The sequence below is a fragment of the Pantoea sp. ME81 genome (assembly GCF_903970985.1).
Lineage (GTDB): Bacteria > Pseudomonadota > Gammaproteobacteria > Enterobacterales > Enterobacteriaceae > Pantoea > Pantoea communis.
Map to the genome: position 1 here is coordinate 1 of NZ_CAJCKS010000028.1, position 16789 is coordinate 16789.

Here is a 16789-nt window from a genome sequence, read left to right on the forward strand (position 1 = left end):
ATGACTGATACGCATCTCTCGTCAACCACACTGCTCATCTATTTTATGTACCCGTCGACCCCACGGTCTTACACCCGCACGTTCACTCTGTCCCTACACGACGCGCTTCCGCTCGATGGGGTACATCTCCGTGCTGGATGGGCAAGACGTTCTGGTGATGCGCATGTATCACGGCCGTTTTTTCACCCAACTCGTCACGCCGCCAGGTACGCGTGTTTCCCTTTCCGGTACCTCTACCGGGCGCGTGCTGCTGGCACAGTTGAGTGATGACGAAGTGCGTGCGCGTTTTGCCGATGACTGGCAAGCCGCATCCGCAAACTCGCCGCTGAACATTGATGCACTCTGTAAAGAATTAGCGGTGATTCGCCAGCAGGGCTGGGCACTGGCACGCAATGAGACGTTGCCAGGCATCAGCTCACTGGCGGTGGCGGTCACCAATAAACATCGCGGCGAAAGTGCCGCACTGTGTCTCTCGTTTCTCTCGCAAGAAGCGGCCCCGGGTTATCCGGACGCGCTGCTCAGCGAACTGCGCGCAACGGCTGCATTGATGGCCGAGAAATACGGCGCATAACCTTATTTTCGATTTAAAGGCGTTTATTCGCGCCACACCAGGGAAATAGCAGGTCTTCGGACCTGCCTATTTCAAAAATCAGGGAACGATTTATTAAAAGCGTTGATGTCCCGCGTGTCGGGCATAAAACGTATTACGCGTTTTCTACAGGGTGAAAATACGGGGATAATATGCGTCAACATAATCCAATAAAAAGTATCGGCGTGGGCTTAATGCTGGTTCTGCTGTCTGTAGCAGGTGCCATCATCGGGGTTCAGCTGATTACCACCATTGGGGTGACACCCAATACCTCTATTATCGGTGCGCTGTTTGCCATGTTGCTGGCGCGCATTCCTCTGCAATGGTTCCGTCGTTATCGCTCCATCGAAGTACAGAACCTTGCGCAAACCGCCATCTCTTCTGCCACCTTTGGTGCGGCGAACAGTCTGCTGATGCCGATTGCCGTGCCGTGGGCGCTGGGTGAACCACAGCTGGTACTGCCGCTGTTTGTCGGTGTCAGTGCGGCGATGCTGCTGGATGCCTATCTGCTATACCGCCTGTTCGATACCCGCGTGTTCCCGGCCAGCAATGCGTGGCCACCGGGCGTGGCAGCCGCGGAAGCGATCAAAGCCGGCGATAAAGGCGGCCGTCAGGCGTGGTTGCTGGTGGTGGGTATTGTCGGCGGCATTGCCGGTTCGATGTTGAAAATCCCCATGTCAGCCTTCGGTACTGCTTTTATTGGCAATATCTGGGCGCTGAGCATGTTGGGTATTGGTTTTCTGTTGCGTGCTTATGCGCAACCGGTTGCTGGTATCGATATCAATGCGTTGTATATCCCACACGGCATGATGGTCGGCGCAGGATTGGTGGCGCTGATTCAGGTCGTGCAGGTGATTGTCAGCCGTCGCAACGATCAGCTGAATGTCAGCCGCAGCGACAGCGAAGTGAAGCGTTCCCTCGGCTTCGGCACCGTTGGCTACATCATCATCTCCACGCTGCTGGCACTGGCGGGCGGTTTGTGGAGCCAGATGGGCTTGCCGATGCTGGTGCTGTTTATCGTGTATGCCGCGTTTGCTGCCTTCGTGCATGAATTGATTGTCGGCATCGCCGCGATGCACTCAGGCTGGTTCCCGGCCTTTGCCGTAGCGCTGATAACCCTGATCCTCGGAATTCTGCTCGGCTTCCCGCCGCTGGCGCTCTGCCTGTTGTGTGGCTTCACCGCCGCAACAGGACCGGCCTTTGCCGATATGGGCTACGACCTGAAAGCCGGCTTTATCCTGCGCGGTAACGGTGCCGATCTACAGCAAGAGCTGTGGGGCCGCCGTATCCAGTTAATCGCCGCGATGATCGCCTTTGTGATCTGTATTCCAGTGGTGTGGTACGCACACAACCTGTTCTTCGCCGAAAACCTGCTGCCACCAGTGGCACGCGTTTACGCCAAAACCATTCAGGCCGGTGCCGAGCCTGGCATTGCCGGAAGCTTGCTGATGTGGGCGATTCCGGGGGCGATTATTCAGTTTATCGGTGGGCCGAAGCGTCAGTTAGGCGTATTACTGGCGACCGGTTTGTTAATCAACAACGCCGCAGCAGGTTGGGCGGTGATGGTGGGGATCGCACTGCGTATCCTGATCATTCGAGTGTGGGGCGAGCGTGGACGTTCACCGATGGAGGTGATGGCCGCAGGGTTTATTGCGGGCGACGCGCTGTACAGCTTCTTCCATTCTCTTTTTGCCAGTAGCACCAAGAAATAACCCAGGGAATTCAATATGAGTTTACAGCAGACACTGCAGGTTTTTGAGTTACTCGATAGCGCCTACGTGGATGGCCAGCAAGTGGTGGATCTTTTTGCCAGTTACCCAGGCGTGACCGCCAGCTTCAAGCGCGTCACCGGCCCGAAAGGGCGTACTGATTTCGTGCGCATTGATATTCCTGGTGCGCAGGGCAAGAGCAAAGGCGGCACTGCACCCACGCTGGGCATTGTCGGTCGTTTGGGCGGCATCGGTGCGCGTCCAACGCGTATCGGTATGGTGTCGGATGCAGATGGCGCAGTGGCGGCGGTGAGCAGTGCGCTGAAGCTGGCACAGATGCAGACTAAAGGCGATGTACTGGCGGGTGACGTGATTATCACTACTCACATCTGCCCGGATGCGCCAACCCGTCCGCATGAGCCGGTGGATTTCATGGACTCGCCATGCGATGACATCACCATGAATGACAATGAAGTGATCGACGGCGTGGACGCGATTCTCTCCATCGATACCACCAAAGGTAACCGTATCCTGAATCATAAAGGCTACGCGATCTCGCCGACAGTGAAAGAGGGTTACATCCTGCGCGTATCAGAAGATCTGCTGCGCATTATGGAGATGACCAGCGGTCTTCCTGCTGTGACCTTCCCGATCACTACGCAGGACATCACGCCTTATGGCAATGGTGTGTATCACCTTAACAGCATCCTGCAGCCGTCAACCGCCACCGATGTGCCAGTGGTTGGCGTGGCGATCTGCGCGGAATCGGTCGTGCCAGGTTGCGGCACCGGTGCCAGCCATGAAGTCGATATCGCGGCGACCGTGAAGTTTGCGGTGGAAGTGGCGAAAGAGTTTGGCCGTGAAACCTGTCAGTTCTATGACAAACAAGAGTACGCATTACTACTCTCTTTGTATGGTAGTCTCAGTCACCTGCGTACGCGGAAAGCCTAATGATGAAACAGTCCCTGGTTACCTTAACGATTGGTCAATCCCCGCGTAGCGATATTCTGCCGCTGCTGCAGGATCACTTACCGGAAGAGCAAGTCGCTCACGCCGGATTACTCGACGGGCTGACACTCGCTGAGGTGGAGCAGTTCTTCTCGCCTGAAGCGGGTGAGAAAGTGCTGGTTTCGCGTATGACCACCGGCGAGCAGGTGCGCCTGTCGGGGCCAAAAGTTGAGCAGGGACTGCAACGCAAGATTACGGCGCTGGAACAGCAGGGCTACGATACGATTTTGCTGCTGTGTACCGGTGAATTTGGCACGCTGAAAACCGAAAAGGCGCTGCTGCTGGAGCCGGACCGCATTATCCCACCACTGGTCAAGGCCATCGTGCAGGAACATAAAGTGGGGATTGTCGTGCCGGTAGAAGAGCAGATCGCTGAGCAGGCCAGTAAATGGCGGAATCTGAACAGCGCGCCATGCTTTGCCGTCGCCAGCCCTTATCTGGCACAGCAAAATGATTTGATCGAGGCGGGCCTGTCGCTGCAAGAGCAGGGGGCGGATGTGGTGGTGCTCGACTGTATTGGCTATCACCAGAAGCACCGGGATTTCCTGCAGAAAATGCTGGGCATTCCGGTACTGTTATCCAACGTGCTGGTGGCGAAGTTAGCGGCAGAGTTGATCGTCTGACTGAGGCCGATCACAAGTCGCGATCTGTATTGCTTTTTCGCGTGACAGATCAGCGAGTTCCCTTGTAATCTGCCAGACACCATAATGTGCTGTGAGGAAGTAACATGCTCAACGTAAGTGAGTATTTCGACGGGAAAGTGAAATCCATTGGTTTCGACAGCGTGACCATTGGCCGTGCCAGCGTTGGCGTGATGGCAGAAGGTGAATACACCTTCGGTACAGGACAGCCGGAAGAGATGACGGTCGTGAGCGGCGCACTGAAGGTGCTGCTGCCAGGTGAAACCGAGTGGAAATGGTACGAAGCCGGTTCGGTTTTCAACGTGCCGGGCCACAGCGAATTCCACTTGCAGGTGGCTGAGCCAACGTCTTATCTCTGCCGCTATCTGTAAGACATAAACCTCAACATTAGCTTCAACTAAACCGGGAATTCTGCATAGAGTTGCCGGTTTTATTTTTTGTGAAGCAGCAACACCGCAATGATACTCGTTGTGTGCAAATTTAGTATAAATTTGCCCTCTTGGGCGTGTGAGTGCTAGGCTTATATTCGTTTATCTCCCAGCGCGTTTTCGCTGCATAGTTGAGGATGCATACTTATGGCACAGACGATGTCTCAAAAGGCTGCTCGCGAAGGTTTAGGAAGTCCTGAACTGTTTGAGGGCGGCGTGTTTATTACTAAAAATGGCGTTGCTGAGCTGTTTGTCCAAACTGCAGCAGAGCGTGAAGCCGAGTTAAAGAAAATCGAAGAAGAAAGACAGATTAATGCGCTGTTTAAGCTGGCAATGATCGCAAAACAGGAAATTAATGACGATCAGGGAATGACACCTGAAGAAGTTTTAGAGAGATTACGTCGCGCCAGAACGTAATAAAGGGATGAGCCCGTGATGCGTCAGTTTCGAATCGCTATTGCGCCGATGGCGGAATGGACCCTGAAAGATATTGAGTCTTATAAAATTGGAACGATTGGCGCAAAGCTGGCGGCAGAGTTTGTCGACAACCTGCTGATGAATGCCGTGGCAGCCATTATGCAGGATCCTTTGCGGTATCGATTTAGTCATCAGTTATCGCAACGAGGTTTGAACCTGCGTGAAAGGTTAGACCCTGATAGCGAGTATCGTGTGCTTTACGATTTTGATGGAAAGACGGTGCAAATCGTGATGTTTCTCAGCATGAAACAGGATTTTGTCACCACTTTGTATCGCTATCAAATTTTGAAATGAACCCCGCTTAGTACGGGGTTGAGTTTAAATAGACTTTAGCGCTTAGCTTCGCCGCCTAACGCTTCCACCAGATTACTGATCAATGCGGCCAGTTCGCCGGTCATCAGGGTGAAATCAGCATCAAAACGCTGGGCAAAATCATCGCGGTCGATGTCGTCATTCTGCTCACGCAACGTGTCGCTGAACTTCAGACGCTTGATCGAGGCATCGTCGGCAATCACCAACTGAATACGCTCCTGCCAGTCCAGAGCCAGTTTGGTCACTACTTTGCCAGCTTCGATGTGGGTGGCGATCTCATCGGAGATCAGATCCTGTTTCTTACAGCGAATCACGCCGCCGTCTTCCAGAATCGCTTTCAGCTCTGCTTCATCCATCAGCGCGAAACCGGCCGGCAACTCACCAGAACGCACCCATTCGGTCAGCGTCAGCTCAATCGGGGTTTCCAGCGTTAGCGGCACCACTGGCAGCGAACCGATGCTTTTACGCAACAGCGCCAGGGTGTCTTCGGCTTTTTTAGCGCTGGCGCAATCGACAATGATCAGGTTGTTCACGGTATCGATCCACATAAACGTCTGGCTGAAACGGCTAAACGCGCGTGGCAGCAGGCTATGCAGCACTTCATCTTTCAGCGAGTCTTTCTCGGTCTTCTTCAGCTTGCGGCTCTGTTCCGCTTCCAGCTTATCGATCTTCGCTTCCAGCGCCTGCTTCACCACCGGCGAAGGCAGGATCTTCTGCTCGGTACGCGCGCAAATCACGATTTGACCGTTGATTTCATGCGTCAGCGCTTCGCCGCGGTTGCCCATCGGTGACACCCAGCCGGTTTTCGCCATATCCTGGCTGCCGCACGGCGAAAACGTGAAGGCGTCGAGCTGTTTTTCCAGATCGTCTGCGGACAGCGGGATGTCACGATTCAGACGATAAACCATCATATTTTTAAACCACAACATCGGGATTCCTTACCGTGGGTGCGATCGGGCGCACAAGTCTCAAAGTCAGCGCGCATGATAGCGAAACATCGGATTGGTTTCATTGCCTTTCCCGATTCAGCCTTCTACTGTATCTGTCACCTGAACGAATAATGAGGAATAAATCGTGCGTATTGGGATTGATTTAGGCGGTACCAAGATTGAAGTGATTGCGCTCTCCGATCAGGGGCAAGAGCTGTTCCGTCACCGCGTCAATACCCCGCGCGATGACTATGCTGCCACGGTGCAGGCGATTGTTGATTTAGTGCTGCTGGCAGAAGAGAAAACCGGAGAAAAAGGGTCGGTCGGCATTGGCATTCCCGGCACCATTTCGCCGTACACCCAGCGGGTAAAAAACGCCAACTCCACCTGGCTGAACGGACAGCCGCTGGACAAGGATTTGGCGCAGGCGCTGAATCGTGACGTGCGCATCGCTAATGACGCGAATTGTTTAGCGGTTTCCGAAGCGGTGGATGGTGCCGGTGCGGGTCAGCCGTTGGTGTTCGCAGTGATCATCGGCACTGGCTCGGGCGCGGGCGTGGCGATTGGCGGTGAATCGCGCATTGGCGGCAATGGTAATGCGGGCGAGTGGGGCCACAATCCTTTGCCGTGGATGGATGAAGATGAACTTCGCCATCGCGAAGAAGTGCCTTGCTATTGCGGTTTGCAGGGCTGTATTGAAACCTTTGTATCGGGCACCGGCTTTGCCATCGATTATCAGCGTTTGAGCGGTAAAGCATTGAAGGGCGCAGAGATCATCAAACTGATTGAGCAGCAGGATCCGGTAGCAGAGCTGGCGATGAGCCGTTACGAAATGCGCTTAGCTAAGTCGCTGGCGCAAGTGGTGAATTTGCTCGATCCGGATGTGATCGTGCTGGGCGGCGGGATGAGTAATAACGATCGCCTCTATCAGACCGTGCCTGCGCTGATGAAGCAGTGGGTGTTTGGTCGCGAGTGTGAAACGCCGGTATTGAAAGCGGTGCACGGCGATTCCAGTGGTGTGCGCGGAGCGGCATGGCTGTGGCCGCTGAAATCGTAAAAAAGGTCGCCTCAATAGCGACCTTTTAACGAGGGCGCAGGTTTGCGCCCTCTGGTCCCGCGATTACTCACCCATCAACATCGCATCCTGCGGCGCATTCTGACGCTGAGTTTTGGTCGCGAGGAAGTAAATATATCCCACCACCATAATCCCCACGAACAGGCCGCCAATCACCGGGTTGAACCACAGCATGGCAATCAGACACACCAGTGACAGCACCAGCGCGATACCGGGAATAATCGGATAACCCGGTGCGCGGAAGCTGCGTTCCATGTCGGGTGCGGTGCGGCGCAATTTGAACAGGCTCAGCATACTCATCAGGTACATCACGATGGCGCCAAATACTGCCATGGTGATCATCGCCGCCGTCAGCGTCATGCCCTGCAGGTTGATCAGACCATCACTGTAGATTGCCGCGATACCAATTACGCCACCGGCAATAATGGCGCGATGCGGCGTCTGGAAGCGTGACAGTTTCGCCAGACCCTGCGGCAGATAACCGGCGCGCGCCAGGGCAAAGAACTGACGTGAATAGCCGAGGATAATGCCGTGGAAGCTAGCGACCAGTCCGAATAAGCCAATCCACACCAGCATATGCATCCAGTTTGAATGCTCGCCGACGATCATCTTCATCGCCTGCGGCAACGGATCGTTGATGTCAGACAGTTTACGCCAGTCGCCTGCGCCGCCCGCCAGCAGCATCACGCCAATCGCCAGTACCACCAGCGTCAGAATCCCGGTGATGTAAGCTTTGGGAATGGTGCGCTTCGGATCTTTGGCCTCTTCGGCGGCCATGGCGGCGCCTTCAATGGCGAGGAAGAACCAGATGGCAAACGGAATAGCCGCGAAGATGCCGGAAAGGGCTGGCATACCGAAATGATCGCTACCCGCCCAACCGTTAGCGGCAAAATTGGCGATACTGAAGCCCGGCGACACTACGCCCATAAACACCAGCAGTTCCAGCACCGCCAGCACCGTCACCACCAGTTCAAACATCGCCGCCAGCTTCACGCCGAGGATATTGAGGGTCATGAAAACCAGATAAGCGCCGACCGCAGCGGTTTTCGGGTTGAGATCCGGGTACTGCACGTTGAGATAAGCACCGATCGCCATGGCAATCGCCGGTGGGGCGAAGACAAACTCAATCAACGTCGCCAGACCGGCAATCAAACCACCGGTTTCACCAAAGGCGCGGCGACTGTAAGCAAACGGGCCACCGGCGTGTGGAATGGCGGTGGTCAGCTCGGTAAAGCTAAAAATAAAGCAGGTGTACATGGTGGCGATCAGCGCAGTGGTGATCAGGAACCCCAACGTGCCCGCCACGCCCCAGCCATAACTCCAGCCAAAATACTCCCCGGAAATTACCAGTCCAACCGCGATACCCCACAAATGCAGAGTGCCCAGCGTGGGTTTGAGCTTACTCGTCATAATCGTCTCCCCGTCGTCATTGTTGTGCGGCGGCTGCACCGCGCTGTTTTGTTCTATGCACTACAGTGAAGTGATAATGCCGCCGCCTGCAGCGGGAAAACTTGACGCAGGCGCAGTGAGTTTTGTCCTCCACGGTCAACTCTGAGGCAAGAAAAGTGCCAGATGTACGCTGCGGTCAACTTTGGGTTATCTGCGGTCAAGCAGTCAGAACGCCGTCATCCCATGCTGATAACACTTGCTTCCTTTAAGATTGATGCTGGAGACAGATGAATGAGCGCCAAACAATCCGATACCCTTACTGATGCGGAAACCACCGTGCTGGCACAGCAGGCGCTGGCCTGTTATCCCGCGCCCTTGCAGGGCGAGCTGAAGCTACTTTGTCGCTCGGAGAACGCCACCTTCCTGTTGCTGGCGGGCGGTAAGCGTTATGCGTTGCGCCTGCATCGACCTGACTATCACAGCAAAGCGGATATCCAGAGTGAGCTGCTGTGGCTCGACGCGCTGCGTGAGATTGGCATTATGGTGCCGCAGGCGATCCCGGCCAGTGATGGCGAAACGGTGCTGACAATAGCCATGCCCGATGGAGGCATGCGACATGCGGTGCTGTTCCACTGGATCGAGGGCGAGATGCCCACCACCGAGGTCGATCCCAAAGCCTTCCAGCAGCTCGGGCACATCACTGCGCGCCTGCATCAGCACAGTCGCAGCTGGCAAAAACCGGCTGGCTTCCAGCGTATCATTTGGGATCATCACACCATGGTCAGCGATCACAGCCACTGGGGCCGCTGGCAGGATGCGCCCAATCTCAATCCTGCCGATCATGGCATTGTCGCTGAAGCGGTAGCGCGGGTCGGGCAAGAGTTGCAGGGCTTTGGTAAAGGACAGGATCGTTATGGCTTGATCCACGCTGATCTGCGCCTCACCAATTTGCTGCTGCACAAAGGTGAAACCCGGGTGATCGATTTTGATGACTGCGGCATGGGCTGGTATCTGCACGATCTGGCGGCGGCGATCAGTTTTGTTGAGCATCATCCGCGTGCCGCCGAATGGGTGGATAACTGGATCCAGGGCTACGAGCGTGTGGCGCACATCAGTGATGAGGAGATGGCGCTGGTGCCGACGCTGTTGATTCAACGTCGTATCCAGATGACCGCATGGATGGGCACCCATGCAGACACCGAGATGGCGCTGAGCCTTGGGCCGCGTTGGGCCGATCACTCGGTGCGTCTATGCCGTCGCTATCTGGAAACCAATCAGCTGCCGGTTGGTGTTTGAGTTGCACCAGTAGCGGGCAGCAGTGCGTCGTAGCGGCGCAATTAATTGCGATCTCTGGAGGGGACTTTCACGCCGTTGCGCCATAAATCGCATCCTTGATGCTGTGTGCTGAGCGTGAGCGGGGCGCAACGGAATGCCTCCGTATCCTTGAGCTGCGCTTAGCCAGATGCGCATCACTGCACAGGCTTCAGCATGCCACTGGACTTGTAGCAAGGTGCGCATCAACGCGCACGCTGATAAAGGGTACCGAATCTAGTCGGGTCATCATTGATGGCGGCCTCTTCAAGCGTCATGGTACGAATCTTGCTGGATCCCACCATTAGTTTCACTCGCGCGATCCCTGTGAGGTTCCGATGCAATCACTGATGACTCCTTCTGAAGCGTACAGCTCGCTCTCGGCACAAGCCAACAACCGTGGCGTACTGGCAGCAGCTGCAACCGGCTTAAGCACCTTTATCACCGACAAAGGCGGCGATGTTGATCGTATTTTTGGTATCAGCGGCATTGATTCCGAACTGCTGGCCAGCCCGACGCTCAGCCTTGGTCTGGTCAACTATTGCCGCGTGATGGAAGAAGCGGCGCGCCACTCTGGTTTTGATAACTTCGGTTTGCATTACGGCAAGCAGTTCAAACCGCAGTCATTAGGGCTGATTGGCTACATCGGCTTATGTTCACCGACGCTGGAGCAGGCGCTGCACAACGTGGTGAATGCTTTTCCCTGGCATCAGCACGATACGCTGACGCGTCTTATCGACAAAGGCGACTGCTGGCGGCTGGATTATCAGGTAAGGCACGGGGCGATCCTCTCACGTCGGCAGGATGCGGAATTGACGCTCGGCATGTTCCTCAATCTGATCCGTCACGTGGCCGGCAAAAACTGGGCGCCGCGCGAGGTGCACTTTGAGCACCCGCGACCGGAGCAGTGGCACGAGCACTGCAAAGTGTTTGATGCGCCGGTATGGTTCGATCAACCGTTCAATTCACTGCTGATCCCCAAACGCGATCTGCTGCGCACCATGCCAGAGCAGGATCCGATGTTGTTAATGGTGATGCAAGATGCCATCCGTCGTCTGAATAGCAGCGCTTCACTGCAAAGCGTGGTGGAGCAGGCGCGTTCGCAGGTCAACTTATCGTTGATGCAGGGCGAACCGGTGCTGGAAGAGATCGCGGATAAAATGGGGCTGTCGAGCTGGTCGTTGCAACGGCGGCTGCGCGAAGAGGGCATCAGCTTCACCGCGCTGGTGGATAAAGTGCGTTGCGAAATGGCCACGCATTATCTGCAACAGAAGCAGCTACCCATCTCGGAGATGGCGCTGCTGCTGGGCTATTCCGAAGTCAGTGCGTTTTCACGCGCTTTCCGGCGCTGGTTTGGCATCAGCCCGCGCCAGTGGCGACAGGATGGGCTGGCGAGTTAGCCTGATGCGGTGCAAAGCCGAACCACGCGGGCTGGGTACGATCCGGCGGCGGCGGTAATCCTTTCGACTGACCAATTAACTGCCAGGCGCGCAGACACAGGGTTTCATCACCTTGCGTCTGCGTGACTGCATAGCGCCCGCTGTTTTGCCACTCCAGTCGCACCATGCATTGCTGTCCTGCGTAATGTACCGCGTCGGTGAATTTCCGGTTGAGCTGTCGCTGCATCTCATCAGCCCATTTGCAGGATGCGCTGCCCGGTTCGCTCTGTGGCTGGCACAGGTTGGTCATACTTTCCATGGGATGCGATGGGGCATGCTGGCAGGCGCTGAGTAGGGTACTCAACAACAATGTGCCAGCAACACGGCGAAATACGTTCATCTATTTGCCCGGATTTGCAAAACATGGTGGCCAGTTTACCGAGCAGTAAGGGGATTGCTATGGCATTTCTCTGACTCTGATTAGATCCAGAATTTTTCGCTCAATGGCTCGCACGACGCACAGCTGAATGTCAGGTGCGGCCAGACAGCCGCACCCTGTGAAAGGAGGCTCATTTGATGGCGGGACGGACGTTTATTCCCCCGGCAACTCCAGCTTGCTGTAACCCAGTCCATTCATCTTCCGCACCCTGATCTGCACCGGAATCCGCTCTTTCATCGCTTCAACGTGACTGATCACGCCGATGGTTTTACCGCTGGCGTTCAATGCGTCGAGGGCATCCAGCGCGGTGTCGAGTGTTTCGGCGTCCAGCGTGCCGAAGCCTTCATCAAGGAACAGCGATTCAATGCGCGTTTTATGGCTGACCAAATCAGACAGCGCCAGCGCCAGTGCCAGACTCACCAGGAAGCTTTCGCCGCCGGACAGCGTGCGGGTATCGCGCGTGGCATCGGCCTGCCAGGTATCGACCACTTCCAGCTCCAGCTCATCGGTGACACGGCGTTGCAACAGGTAGCGTCCGTGTAAGCGATCCAGCTGACGGTTCGCCAGCCATACCAGATGATCGAGCGTTAATCCCTGGGCGAAGCGGCGGAATTTGTCGCCTTTGGCTGAACCGATTAAATCATTCAGGCGACCCAGTTGCGTCAACTCCAGCTCGTCATTGGCAATCTGCGTCAGTAATGATTGCTGCTGCTGACGCTGTTGGGCATCACTGTGCAACTGCTGCTGCGCTTCACCCTGCTGACGGGCATTGTCGCGCAGGGCCAGACGCAAGGATTCCAGCTGTTCAGCGATACCCGCCGCCACTTCGTCACTCAGCGTGGCAGGGCGCTGTTGCTGATGGGCAGTGACGCGCTGCGCCAGCTGTTGGTGCAGGGTAATCTGCTGCTGACGCTGTTGCTCCAGGGCTTGCAGATGCTGGCGCAGATGCTGAATGTCCTGTTCGTCCAGCAACGCGCTGCGCAATGCCTGCTCGTCGGCGAAGTCGCTCTGCTGGAGTGCGCTGTTAAACGCCGTTTCTGCCGCCTGCATACGCAGATGCATGGCCTGAATTTGGCTATCAATTTGCTCACACTGACCATTCAGGCTGTGCAGCTGACTTTGTGCCTGCTGCCACAGTTGTAACTGCTGCGCCAGCGCCTGTTCGCACTGTTGCAGCAAGGCCTGCTGCTGCTGACGCGCAACGCTCACCTGGCGATCGCCAAACAGTTGCTGACGCTGCTGCTGCTGTTCTGCGTGCTGCTGTTGCAGGCTGCTGAGCGCGTGCTGCAATGTCTCCAGCTGCTGCTGCTCGCGCGTCAGGTTGCTTTGCAGGTTGTTCTGCTCGCTGTCGGCTTTAACCAACTGCGGCTGTAACTCGGCCAGCAAGCGCTCACTCTGCTGCCAGGCTTGCCAGCGCTGCTGCAACGTAGCCAGCCAGCTGGCGCGGGCATCGCGATCGGGCAGCGCAAACTGATGTGCCGTAAGCTGCTGTTCCAGTTGCTGCGCTAACTGCTGCCAGGCGCTGTGTTCCTGAGTTTCTCGCTGATTAAGTTCATCCAGCGTTTGCTGCAGGTTGTTCAGTTGCTGTTGTGCCAGCAGTTGTGCGCTATGCTGCTGCTGCCACTGCTGTTGCTGTACCAGATGCGCGTCTTTGGCCTGTTGTAACGCTCGCGCCGCATTTTCGCGCTGCTGCAGTTGCTGCTGCTGCGTGGCTTCCTGCGCATCCTGCTGATGTTGCCACGCCGTAAAGACTTCCTGCTGATCTAACGTGCAGGTAAGTGCCAGCTCACTGCTGAAAGCTTGCCACTGCTCGCGCGCCACCGCGAGTTGCTGTTCGAATTCGGCAATCTCCTGTTGCAGCACCTGCTGCTGTTGCAGCGAGAGCTTGTGCTGTTCACTTTTCGCCGTGCCTGATTCTTTGAGCTTGTTAACCCGCGCTTCCTGTGCCGCCAGCCGCTGCTGGTTTTCACCCGGTTGTAATTGCTGATACTGCGCAATAGCCGGATGCTGGCACGAACCGCACAGCGGGCAGGGCTGATCGGGCTGCAGCCGGGCGCGTTCATCAGCCAACTGTGCAATGGTGCGCTCCAGCTCGCAGATTTTGCGCAGATCGAGCAGCGTCTGGTTCTCACGTTTGTAATCGTCGCGCAGTGCCTGCAAAGCACGTTCGTCTTGCTGATGCTGTTGCTGTAACAGCGTGAGTTTTTGTTGCCGCTGGTGCAACTGCGGCTGCAGCGACTGCCAGCGTGCCGCTAATAAGCTGAGCTGGTGGCGTGCCGCGCGCTGCTGTTGATGCTGTGTCAGCGCGTCACGCAGTGAGGTGCTGCTGATTTCAGTCTCAAGTGAAGTGAGTGCCTGCTCCGCTTGCTGACGTTGCTGGCTGGCCTGCGTCTCAGCCTGCTGCAGAGGTTGTAACCTGCGATTACCTTCGGCAATCGCCTGCTGCTGCTGGGTCAGTTGCGCGTTTTGCTGCTGCTGTTGCGCACGAAGTTGTGTCAGCGCCTGCTCGCGTTCATCGAAACGAGCGATATCAGCTTGCCAGCGCGTCAGTTCTGGCCCCCAGTCTGCTACCGCCGCTTCACGGCTGCGAAATGTCTGCTGTTCTGCCAGCTGCTGTTGTAAGCGCTCACGGGTTAGCAGATGCTGACTGAGCGCGTTCTGGCTTTGCTGCAATGTCTGTGACTGTTGCGCATGCAGGCGCTGCTGCTCCGTCAGCTGCTGTGCGCGGCTGGCGAGCTGTTGGTCGAGCGGAATCACCTGTTCGGTAAGCAAGGTTTCAAGCTGCTGCTGATCGGCGAGTGCCTGCTCACGCGCCTGCTGTGCCGCCTGATAACTTTTTTCACCCTGCTGCAGCGCGGTTTGCGCATTTTGCTGCTGCGTGTGTAAGTGCTGCGCCTGCTGGGTTGCGAGCTGGTAATCTTGTTGCAACTGCTCACGCTGCTGAAGTTTTTCTCGCAGCTTTTCAGCCGGTTCCGCGCGTGCCAGGCGTTGGCGATCACTCTCCGCCTGCTGCCATGCCTGTTCGGCATCCTGGTTCGCCTGTTCGATTTGCTGCTGCTCCTGCGCCAGCTGTTGCGAGTGCGTCAGCCACTGTTGTTGCTGTTGCGCTTGCTCAAGCTGCTCGCTCAGCGTTTTTTCCTGCGCCGTTAAGGCTTCAACCTGCTGCATCAGCTCTGTGCGACGCGTCTCATCCAGCAGCATCATGCCGCCAGCGCGGGCGCGCAGTGTCTCCAGATCGCTGCGTGCGGTGCGCCAGCGCTCGTAAATCTGCATCGAGATTTGGCCGTAAATTTCGGTGCCGGTGAGTTCTTCCAGCAGTTCGGCGCGTTCGCCCGGCTTGGCGTTGAGGAAGGCAGCGAACTGGCCTTGCGACAGCATCATTGAACGGGTGAAACGGTCAAAATCGAGGCCAGAAAGGGTTTCGATGAGCTTGAGTTTGTCACCCACCTTATCGGCCACAATCTGGTTATCCGCCACGCGCGCCAGCTCGACACGCGGTGCCTGCAATTTGCCATCCGCCTGGCCGCGTGCGCGGTTTTGGCTCCAGAAGGCGCGCCAGGCTTCGCCTTTGATCTCAAATTCTACTTCAGCCAGACATTCGGCGGTGTCACGGGTGATCAGTTCGTTTTGCGTCTGGGATAGCACGCCAAGGCGCGGCGTCTGGTGATAAAGCGCCAGGCAAATGGCATCCAATAGCGTGGTTTTGCCGGCGCCGGTCGCACCGGTAATGGCAAACAATCCGTTGCTGGCAAAGGGTTCACGGCGGAAATCGATATACCATTCACCGCGCAGCGCATTGAGGTTTTTAAAACGTAACGTCAGGATTTTCATACAGACGGATTCTCCAGCGCGGCGAGGGTGGTGCGGAACAGTTGCGTGAGTTGCTCGGCTTGTTTGGCATCCAATTGCTCTTCCTGCGCCAGACGGCGGGCGAACACCTCTTCGACTTTCAATTCGCTTAGCGTTTCATTATCCATGCGCGACAGGCTGCGCTGACGCTGTTCACGGCTGCGGCGTACCAGCAGCACTTCCACCGGTAGGGCTTCGGTCAGTTGCTCAACACGGCGTTGCAAATCGCTGAGATATTCTTGCGTGGTGATTTCAATATCGAGCCAGACGGGCTGCTCGCGATCTCCCTCGCTAAATTCGCCCAGCTGTTGTTCGATCTCCGCCATTGAGCCTTTCAACATCTGCATCGGCTGGAACTGCGGGATCGGGAGGGGAGTGACGCTATCCAGCTGAGCGCTGAACTCCAGCAGGAACACGCTCTTTTCGCGGCCCAGTTCGTCAAAACTGAGCGGAATCGGTGAGCCGCTGTAGCGAATATGTTCGCTATCGGCAATGCGCTGGGCACGGTGAATATGGCCAAGGGCAATGTAATCCGCGGCGGGAAACGCCTGCGCCGGGAAGGCATCCAGCGTGCCGATATAGATATCGCGCACCGAGTCGCTTTTCGTCACACCAACGGTGGTGAGATGACCGGTGGCAATGATGGGAAGTGCGCGATCTGCCCGCTCGGCCAGCGCTGTGGCATAACACTGCTGATAATGCTGCTCAATCGCTTCCAGCAGTGATATCTGCTTCTCGCGCCCGGATTGCCCCGCCTGGCTGCGCAAAATATCGCGTGGACGTAAATAGGGAATCGCGCACAGTAACGCGCCCGGCGTGCCATCGCGTTGATGCAGCGTCAGCACCTGCTGCTCGCCCTGTGGTGTGGCGCTGGTGATCACTCGCGTATTTAAACAGGCGAGTAACTCGCGTGATTCATTCAGGGTCGCGACGGAATCATGGTTGCCCGCCAGCACAATCAGCTCACAGTGCGTCGGCTGTAGCGCCACCACGAAGCGGTTAAACATTTCACGCGCATAGCTCGGTGGCGAACCGGTATCAAACAGGTCTCCCGCGATGATTAAGGCATCCACCTGATGCTGGGTAATCTGTGCCAGCAGCCAGTCCAGGAAGGCCTGATGCTCGGCCGCCCGGCTTTTGCTGTAAAAGAACTGACCGAGATGCCAATCCGCGGTGTGAATGATGCGCATGAATACTCCCTGCTTCGTTAAGCGAAGGCGAATTATAACCTCTTCAGATCGCAAAGAAAAAAAA

The 16789-nt window shown here is 56.3% G+C and carries 15 protein-coding genes; 10 read left to right on the forward strand and 5 right to left on the reverse strand.

Annotated features, from left to right (window positions below; all coding sequences use genetic code 11):
* The first annotated feature begins 115 nt into the window (after positions 1-115).
* From H7A81_RS07500 to H7A81_RS07530, 7 genes are all read left to right on the forward strand, one after another.
* Positions 116-571 carry an IclR family transcriptional regulator gene (locus H7A81_RS07500; RefSeq protein WP_255478916.1) on the forward strand — a complete coding sequence of 152 codons (456 nt, stop codon included), beginning with the start codon at positions 116-118 and terminating at the stop codon, positions 569-571.
* Positions 572-741: 170 nt separating this feature from the next.
* Positions 742-2301 (forward strand): OPT/YSL family transporter, encoded by a 1560-nt coding sequence (locus tag H7A81_RS07505; protein ID WP_058961463.1) that lies wholly within the window; start codon positions 742-744, stop codon positions 2299-2301.
* Positions 2302-2316: 15 nt separating this feature from the next.
* Positions 2317-3249, forward strand: coding sequence for a DUF1177 domain-containing protein (locus tag H7A81_RS07510; protein ID WP_182057158.1), 933 nt, complete (start codon positions 2317-2319; stop codon positions 3247-3249).
* 2 nt (positions 3250-3251) lie between these two features.
* The gene (locus H7A81_RS07515; RefSeq protein WP_160834046.1) at positions 3252-3929 is read left to right on the forward strand and encodes an AroM family protein; all 678 of its coding nucleotides are present in this window, start codon (positions 3252-3254) and stop codon (positions 3927-3929) included.
* 104 nt (positions 3930-4033) lie between these two features.
* On the forward strand, positions 4034-4318 hold the full coding sequence (gene ppnP, locus H7A81_RS07520) for a pyrimidine/purine nucleoside phosphorylase (RefSeq protein ID WP_034830521.1): 285 nt from the start codon (positions 4034-4036) through the stop codon (positions 4316-4318).
* Between the two features lie 204 nt (positions 4319-4522).
* Positions 4523-4792 (forward strand): hypothetical protein, encoded by a 270-nt coding sequence (locus H7A81_RS07525; RefSeq protein ID WP_182057159.1) that lies wholly within the window; start codon positions 4523-4525, stop codon positions 4790-4792.
* An 18-nt stretch (positions 4793-4810) separates the two neighbouring features.
* Entirely contained in the window at positions 4811-5146 is a 336-nt protein-coding gene (locus tag H7A81_RS07530) for a type II toxin-antitoxin system RelE/ParE family toxin (protein WP_370529942.1), read from the forward strand.
* A 35-nt stretch (positions 5147-5181) separates the two neighbouring features.
* Here the strand turns inward: H7A81_RS07530 and rdgC are convergent, their stop codons facing one another.
* Positions 5182-6093 (reverse strand): recombination-associated protein RdgC, encoded by a 912-nt coding sequence (gene rdgC / locus H7A81_RS07535; protein WP_034830523.1) that lies wholly within the window; start codon positions 6091-6093, stop codon positions 5182-5184.
* Between the two features lie 145 nt (positions 6094-6238).
* On the opposite strand from rdgC, the gene mak reads away from it, so the two are divergent.
* Positions 6239-7150, forward strand: coding sequence for a fructokinase (mak, locus tag H7A81_RS07540; protein ID WP_034830525.1), 912 nt, complete (start codon positions 6239-6241; stop codon positions 7148-7150).
* Between the two features lie 63 nt (positions 7151-7213).
* On the opposite strand, the gene eat is transcribed toward mak, so the two are convergent.
* Positions 7214-8578: an ethanolamine permease gene (eat, locus tag H7A81_RS07545; protein ID WP_034830527.1), complete on the reverse strand. Its 1365-nt coding sequence runs from the start codon at positions 8576-8578 to the stop codon at positions 7214-7216.
* 270 nt (positions 8579-8848) lie between these two features.
* On the opposite strand from eat, the gene H7A81_RS07550 reads away from it, so the two are divergent.
* The gene (locus H7A81_RS07550) at positions 8849-9853 is read left to right on the forward strand and encodes a phosphotransferase enzyme family protein (RefSeq protein ID WP_182057161.1); all 1005 of its coding nucleotides are present in this window, start codon (positions 8849-8851) and stop codon (positions 9851-9853) included.
* Positions 9854-10206: 353 nt separating this feature from the next.
* Positions 10207-11268, forward strand: coding sequence for an AraC family transcriptional regulator (locus H7A81_RS07555; RefSeq protein ID WP_182057162.1), 1062 nt, complete (start codon positions 10207-10209; stop codon positions 11266-11268).
* On the opposite strand, the gene H7A81_RS07560 is transcribed toward H7A81_RS07555, so the two are convergent.
* The 3 genes from H7A81_RS07560 to sbcD all read right to left on the reverse strand — a co-directional run bounded on the left by H7A81_RS07560 (position 11228) and on the right by sbcD (position 16725).
* Complete coding sequence (locus H7A81_RS07560; protein ID WP_182057163.1) at positions 11228-11647, reverse strand: cell envelope integrity TolA C-terminal domain-containing protein; 420 nt, start codon at positions 11645-11647, stop codon at positions 11228-11230. The two genes, H7A81_RS07555 and H7A81_RS07560, sit on opposite strands and share 41 nt — an antisense overlap.
* A gap of 192 nt (positions 11648-11839) precedes the next feature.
* Entirely contained in the window at positions 11840-15517 is a 3678-nt protein-coding gene (locus H7A81_RS07565; RefSeq protein WP_182057164.1) for an SbcC/MukB-like Walker B domain-containing protein, read from the reverse strand.
* Entirely contained in the window at positions 15514-16725 is a 1212-nt protein-coding gene (gene sbcD / locus H7A81_RS07570) for an exonuclease subunit SbcD (protein WP_182057165.1), read from the reverse strand. The genes H7A81_RS07565 and sbcD overlap by 4 nt, the downstream gene beginning before the upstream one ends.
* Positions 16726-16789: the final 64 nt, after the last annotated feature.

Excerpts from the sequence above, each read along its gene's own strand:
- H7A81_RS07525 (WP_182057159.1), top strand. The coding sequence starts at position 4,523 with ATGGCACAGACGATGTCTCAAAAGGCTGCTCGCGAAGGTTTAGGAAGT.
- H7A81_RS07510 (WP_182057158.1), top strand. The coding sequence starts at position 2,317 with ATGAGTTTACAGCAGACACTGCAGGTTTTTGAGTTACTCGATAGCGCC.
- H7A81_RS07530 (WP_370529942.1), top strand. The coding sequence starts at position 4,811 with ATGCGTCAGTTTCGAATCGCTATTGCGCCGATGGCGGAATGGACCCTG.
- H7A81_RS07550 (WP_182057161.1), top strand. The coding sequence starts at position 8,849 with ATGAGCGCCAAACAATCCGATACCCTTACTGATGCGGAAACCACCGTG.
- eat (WP_034830527.1), bottom strand. The coding sequence starts at position 8,578 with ATGACGAGTAAGCTCAAACCCACGCTGGGCACTCTGCATTTGTGGGGT.
- H7A81_RS07505 (WP_058961463.1), top strand. The coding sequence starts at position 742 with ATGCGTCAACATAATCCAATAAAAAGTATCGGCGTGGGCTTAATGCTG.
- H7A81_RS07500 (WP_255478916.1), top strand. The coding sequence starts at position 116 with ATGGGGTACATCTCCGTGCTGGATGGGCAAGACGTTCTGGTGATGCGC.
- sbcD (WP_182057165.1), bottom strand. The coding sequence starts at position 16,725 with ATGCGCATCATTCACACCGCGGATTGGCATCTCGGTCAGTTCTTTTAC.
- H7A81_RS07515 (WP_160834046.1), top strand. The coding sequence starts at position 3,252 with ATGAAACAGTCCCTGGTTACCTTAACGATTGGTCAATCCCCGCGTAGC.
- ppnP (WP_034830521.1), top strand. The coding sequence starts at position 4,034 with ATGCTCAACGTAAGTGAGTATTTCGACGGGAAAGTGAAATCCATTGGT.
- H7A81_RS07555 (WP_182057162.1), top strand. The coding sequence starts at position 10,207 with ATGCAATCACTGATGACTCCTTCTGAAGCGTACAGCTCGCTCTCGGCA.
- rdgC (WP_034830523.1), bottom strand. The coding sequence starts at position 6,093 with ATGTTGTGGTTTAAAAATATGATGGTTTATCGTCTGAATCGTGACATC.
- H7A81_RS07560 (WP_182057163.1), bottom strand. The coding sequence starts at position 11,647 with ATGAACGTATTTCGCCGTGTTGCTGGCACATTGTTGTTGAGTACCCTA.
- H7A81_RS07565 (WP_182057164.1), bottom strand. The coding sequence starts at position 15,517 with ATGAAAATCCTGACGTTACGTTTTAAAAACCTCAATGCGCTGCGCGGT.